We start from the raw sequence: 6323 nt of genomic DNA, 5'->3' as shown, positions 1-6323 counted from the left end.
CACCCGGACCTCAAGACCCAGGTGGTCGAGTCCAAGAACTTCTCCACCTCCCCGGACGCGACCGACAAGTTCGGGCACGGCACGCATGTCGCCTCCATCGCGGCGGGCACGGGTGCCAAGTCGGGCGGCAAGTACAAGGGTGTCGCGCCCGGCGCCAAGATCCTCAACGGCAAGGTGCTCAGCGACGACGGCTACGGCGAGGACTCGCAGATCCTCGCGGGCATGGAGTGGGCGGCCGAGCAGGGCGCCGACGTCGTCAACCTCAGCCTGGGCGGCGGCGACACCCCGGAGATCGACCCGCTGGAAGCCGAGGTCAACAAGCTCTCGGAGACCAAGGGCATCCTGTTCGCCATCGCCGCCGGCAACGAGGGCGACTTCGGCGACCAGACCATCGGCTCCCCGGGCAGCGCGGCTGCGGCCCTGACCGTCGGCGCGGTCGACGACAAGGACAAGCTGGCGTCCTTCTCCAGCACCGGCCCCGGCCTCGACGGGCAGATCAAGCCCGATGTGACCGCGCCCGGCGTGGACATCACCGCGGCGGCCGCTCCCGGCAGTCTCATCGATCAGGAGGTCGGTGAGAAGCCGCCGGGCTATCTGACGATCTCGGGTACGTCGATGGCGACTCCGCATGTGGCGGGCGCGGCGGCCATCCTGAAGCAGGAGCACCCGGAGTGGGGTTATGCCGAGCTGAAGGGTGCGCTGACCGGGTCGACGAAGGGCGGTAAGTACACGCCGTTCCAGCAGGGTTCGGGCCGTATCCAGGTCGACAAGGCCATCAAGCAGACCGTGATCGCGGACCCGGTGTCGGTGAGTTTCGGTACGCAGCAGTGGCCGCACACCGATGACAAGCCGGTCACCAAGAAGCTGACCTACCGCAACCTGGGCACCAAGGACGTGACGCTGAAGCTGGCGTCGACGGCGACCGACCCGAAGGGGCAGGCCGCTCCGGCGGGCTTCTTCAAGCTGGCGGCGACCACGGTGACCGTTCCGGCGGGCGGCAAGGCGTCCGTGGACGTGACGGTGAACACCAAGCTGGGCGGCACGCTCGACGGTGCCTACTCGGCGTACGTGACCGCGACCGGCGGCGGCCAGACCGTCCGCACGGCGGCCGCCGTACAGCGCGAGGTCGAGTCGTACGCCGTCACGCTGAACGTCCTCGACCGCGACGGCAAGCCGACCAAGAACTACAGCGCGGACCTGGCCGGTATCTCAGGCCTCGCGAACGGCAAGCGGTACAGCCCGTACGAGGAGGACGGCTCGGTCACCGTCCGGGTGCCCAAGGGCGGTTACATCCTCAACTCCGCGTACTACGTGGACCCGGAGGACTTCACCAAGGGTGCCGACTGGATGGTCCAGCCGAAGCTGAACGTCACCAAAAACACGACGATCACGCTGGACGCCCGTAAGGCCAAGCCGGTCGACATCACCGTGCCGGACGCGGCCGCCAAGTCGGAGTTCGCCTCGCCCGGCTTCCAGATCGACACGGCCAACGGCGGGTTCGTCTACGGCTGGTTCCTGGACTCCTACGCGGGCTTCCGCACCGCGCACTTCGGCCCGCAGGTGACCGACGGTTCGCTCAGTGAGCAGTTCGACGGCCACTGGTCCAAGGGGGCCACCGAGCAGTACGACACCGTGGCCGGCGGCAAGGTCAAGCAGTTCGCCACCGGTTACACCAAGCACTACAAGGCGAGCGAGCTGGCCAAGGTGAAGGTCGGCCTGGGTGCGGCGGCGAGCGGCAAGAAGGGCTCGGTCAGCGCCATGGGCTGGCTGCCCGGCTCCTTCTTCGCCTCCTCGATGAGCAAGCAGCAGACCCTGCCCGGTACCCGCACCCTGCACCTGTCCACCCTCAGCGGGGTGAAGTGGGAGATGGAGTTCTCGCAGGCCGGTGGGGTCGACCCGGACGGCTTCCCGCTCTCCGAGGCGTACTACACACTCGGTGCCGGGCAGTCCTTCCAGGGCGGCAAGTCGTACGCGAAGACCTTCAACACCGCGGTCTTCGGTCCGCATCTCAACGCCGACTTCGGGCTGTACCGCGACGGCAACGAGATCTTCGGCTCCCTCCCGCTGTTCGCGGACGGTCAGGGCCACGCCGGCTCCTCGGCGTTCACCTCGGTCACCACCACGCTCTACAAGAACGGCGTGAAGGTCGGCTCGAACGACGACCCGCTGTTCGGTGAGAAGAGCTTCAAGGTTCCGGCCGGCCAGGCGACGTACAAGCTGACGACCTCGGTCAAGCGCAGTGTCAGGGTCGCCGCGGCCTCCACCCGGATCGACGCCAGCTGGACCTTCACGTCCAAGAAGTCGGCCGACCCCACGAAGCTGCCCGCCTCCACGGTCCGCTTCAACGCGAAGACGGGTCTGGACAGCAGGGTCGAGGCGGACAAGACGGTCAAGATCCCGCTGACGGTGGAGGGTGCCGCCAAGGGCTCCAACCTGAAGTCCCTCGCGGTGTACGTGTCCTACGACTACGGCCAGACCTGGAAGAAGGTCTCGGTCAAGGACGGCCGGATCACCGTGAAGAACCCGGCGAAGGGGAAGGCGATCTCCTTCCACGCCAAGATCGCCGACAAGAAGGGCAACAAGTCGACGATCTCGATCTACAACGCGTACTACGGGAAGTGACCTGTAGGCAGTGGTAGGTGGGGGCCCGCCGGGAGCACAGCGCTTCCGGCGGGCCTTTCGCGTGCGGTGCGTGGGGCGCGGGCGGCGGGGGCGGCGCGGGCGGTGTGTGCGGTGCGGGCGGCGCGTGCGGTGCGTGCGAGATGTCCCCCCGTTCTGACAGCCCTGTGACGGCTTGTCCCAGGCTCACGGACAGGCTTCTCATGCAGCTCTTATAAGGGGCTTATGGAGTCATCACGCGGCCTGCCTAGCTTTCGGCCATGTTCTTCACCTACCTGAGGCGCGAGCTGCGCCGCCGCAGAAAGGCGGCCCTTGTCGTCGCCTCCGGGCTCGCGCTGGGTATCGCGCTGGTCATCGTGGTCAGTTCCGTGTCCTCCGGCATGGGCAAGGCCCAGGACAAGGTGCTCCAGTCGCTCTACGGGCTGGGCACCGACATGACCGTCACCAAGGCGGCCCAGCCGCAGGCCAGTTCGTCCGACCGGCCGCGTTTCCAGTTCGACGCGCAGGACAGCGGCTCCAACACCGAACAGAGCAGCGACCGTGTGATGGTGCAGGGCTTCCAGACCCTGTCCACCTCGACCGTCGCCAAGGTCGACCAGCAGTCCGGCGTCTCCGACGCGGTCGGCGGACTGAGCCTCCAGGTCATCAAGATCAACGGCCAGTTCACCCGGGGCGAGTTCCAGCAGAACGGCAACGGCGGCGGCGAGGGCTTCAACCGTGGCGGTGGCGGAACCGGCCAGCCCCAGGGTGAAGTGCGGGGCGGCGGCGCCGAATTCGACGTCAACAACTACTCCGTCTACGGCACGGACGTCACCAAGCCGGCCCTCGGCCCGCTGACCTCCTCCAAGATCACCAGCGGCCGTACCTTCACATCGACCGAGACGAACGCCAAGGTCGCGGTCCTCGACTCCGCGTACGCCAAGGAGAAGAAGCTCAAGGTCGGCTCCACCGTCACCATCAAGAGCGTCAAGTTCAAGGTGATCGGCGTCGCCACCGCGGACAGCGGGGACGCGGCCGCCAACGTCTACATCCCGCTCACGCAGGCCCAGACCCTCAGCGACTCGAAGAACAAGGTCACCACGATCTACGTCAAGGCGACCGACTCGCAGAAGATCAACTCCGTCAAGTCGTCGATCCAGAAGAACATCTCGGGTACGACGGTGACGACCTCGGCGGATCTCGCGGACACGGTGTCCGGGTCGCTGTCCACGGCCTCCTCCCTGGCGTCCAACGTCGGCAAGTGGCTGTCCATCGCGGTGCTGGTGGCCGCGTTCCTCGTCGCCGGTCTGCTGACCTCCTCCGCGGTGTCGCGCCGGGTGCGGGAGTTCGGCACGCTCAAGGCGCTGGGGTGGAAGTCGGGACGTGTGACCCGGCAGGTCGTCGGCGAGGCGATGGTGAACGGGCTGCTCGGTGGGGCGCTGGGGATCGGCCTGGGCCTGGCGGGGGCGTACGCCGTGACGGCCATCAGCCCCACGCTGCAAGCCCAGTTGGGCGGCGGTGGAGGTGGCGGCACCGGTGGTCCCGGCGGTATCGGCGGCTTCGGTCGGCGGGCTGCCGCGAAGACGCTGGACGTCTCCCTCAGCGCGCCGGTCAGTCTGACGACGGTGGCGATCGCGGTCGGTCTGGCGGTGGCCGGGGGTCTCATCGCCGGTGCGTTCGGTGGGTGGCGGGCGTCGCGGTTGCGGCCGGCGGACGCGCTGCGACGCGTCGAGTAGCGGCGTCGGCTGTGGTGCCGGTGCGCCTATGGATGTGCCTCGCCTTGTGGTCGCGCGGGTGCGGGTGCCTCGTGGCTCGTCGCGCAGTTCCCCGCGCCCCTGAGTGGGTGCGGGCCAGGCATGCCTAGCTGTAACCCACCCAGGGGCGCGGGGAACTGCGCGACCCGCCCCCACCGACCCGCAGCCGACAACGATCCGAACCACCCCGAACCCCACCCAGGAGCTCACCATGTACGAACTCAGAAGCGTCACCAAGCGCTACACCCGAGGCAAGGACACCGTCGACGCCCTCGCCGGGGTCGATCTCACCATCGCCGACGGGGACCGCCTCGTCATCCAGGGCCCCACCGGCGGCGGCAAGTCCACGCTCCTCCAGATGCTCGGCGGTCTCGACAAGCCCACCGAGGGCGAAGTCGTCCTGGACGGCACCGACTTGGCCAAGCTGTCGGAGGCCAAGCTCACCAGGGTCCGCAGCGAGAACATCGGCTTCGTCTTCCAGAGCTTCAACCTGATCCCCACCCTCACCGCCCAGGAGAACGTCGAGACCGCCCTCGTACCCCTCGGCGTGAAGGGCAAGGAGCGCAGGGAACGGGCGGCCGAGGCGCTCACCTCCGTAGGCCTCGGGGAGCGGCTCGCGCATCTGCCCTCCGAGATGTCCGGCGGCCAGCAGCAACGCGTCGCCATCGCCCGCGCCCTCGTCAAGCAGCCGAAGGTGCTCCTCGCCGACGAACCCACCGGCAACCTCGACGAGTCGATGCGCGACGAGATCATGGACGTACTCGAACGCATGTGGAAGGAGCTGGGGTTGACCTTCATCATGGTCACCCACGACTCCGCGATCGCGAAGAAGGCCCCTCGTCTGGCCACGATCCGCAAGGGGCGGATCACCGTGAAGGAGAACGCCGCTTCCTGAACCCTTGGCCTCAACTCCCGCTGAATCCGGCAGTCTTGTAACAGACTTTGCTGTCGGTGACGTGTCTATTGAAGGCCGTGATCACCCCTCGGCATACTGCGAGTTCCGGGGGGTGCACGCGCATGCGTGCGAGACCACCCCCGGCCGGGTGAACGGGGAATTCACCCGGTTCTTCTGCAAGGGGGAATCTTGCGCAGACAAGTGAAAAAGGCATGCGCGGCCACGATCGCCACAGCGGCGGCCGTAGCGCTCGCGGCGGGCATGACCAGCCCCGCCTCGGCGGACGCGCGGCAGGCGGTGAGCGCGGCGGAATCCGCCGGCGCCGGACTCACCGCGAAGCACCACATCACCCTGATCACCGGTGACCGGGTCGCCGTCGACGCCAAGGGCCGGGTCGTCGGTCTGGAACGCGCGAAGGGGCGCGAACACATACCCGTGCAGATCCGCAAGGTCGACGGCCACACCCTCGTGGTGCCGGGCGACGCGGTCCGCCTGGTCGCGAGCGGCAAGCTCGACCAGCGGCTGTTCGACATCACCGAGCTCAACAAGGCCGCCACCCGCAAGTCCCAGGCCAAGGGGCTCAAGGTCATCGTCGGTTACCAGGGCGCCGCCACGGCCGCCAAGGCCGACGTCCGCGACGCGGGCACCCTGCGGCGGACCCTGAAGACGCTCAACGCGGACGCCGTCCAGACGCCGCAGAAGGAAACCCCCGAGCTGTGGGACGCGGTCACCAACGGGGGCACCACCGCCTCCGGTATCGCGCACGTCTGGCTCGACGGCGTGCGCAAGGCCAGCCTCGACAAGTCCGTGCCGCAGATCGGCGCTCCCAAGGCGTGGGCGGCCGGTTACGACGGCAAGGGCGTCAAGATCGCCGTACTGGACACCGGTGTGGACGCCACTCACCCGGACCTCAAGACCCAGGTGGTCGAGTCCAAGAACTTCTCCACCTCCCCGGACGCGACCGACAAGTTCGGGCACGGCACGCATGTCGCCTCCATCGCGGCGGGCACGGGTGCCAAGTCGGGCGGCAAGTACAAGGGTGTCGCGCCCGGCGCCAAGATCCTCAACGGCAAGGT

General features: G+C 68.1%; 4 protein-coding genes. All 4 read left to right on the top strand.

The genetic code is table 11. The annotated features are described in order from the left end of the window. The coding region (locus ACFULQ_RS48290) for a S8 family serine peptidase (RefSeq protein ID WP_383557993.1) at positions 1-2622 on the top strand (2622 nt) is incomplete at its 5' end. A gap of 257 nt (positions 2623-2879) precedes the next feature. Next, positions 2880-4334 (top strand): ABC transporter permease, encoded by a 1455-nt coding sequence (locus tag ACFULQ_RS48285; RefSeq protein ID WP_383557990.1) that lies wholly within the window; start codon positions 2880-2882, stop codon positions 4332-4334. A gap of 229 nt (positions 4335-4563) precedes the next feature. Beyond that, a complete protein-coding gene (locus tag ACFULQ_RS48280) occupies positions 4564-5247 on the top strand; it encodes an ABC transporter ATP-binding protein (protein WP_383557988.1) in 684 nt (227 codons plus the stop codon). 201 nt (positions 5248-5448) lie between these two features. Further along, the coding region (locus ACFULQ_RS48275) for a S8 family serine peptidase (RefSeq protein WP_383557995.1) at positions 5449-6323 on the top strand (875 nt) is incomplete at its 3' end.

This window comes from Streptomyces sp. NPDC057253 (genome assembly GCF_042669125.1).
Taxonomy (GTDB): domain Bacteria; phylum Actinomycetota; class Actinomycetes; order Streptomycetales; family Streptomycetaceae; genus Streptomyces.
Note: the sequence above shows the minus strand (reverse complement) of the source record. Positions and strands in the feature narration are given on the sequence as shown.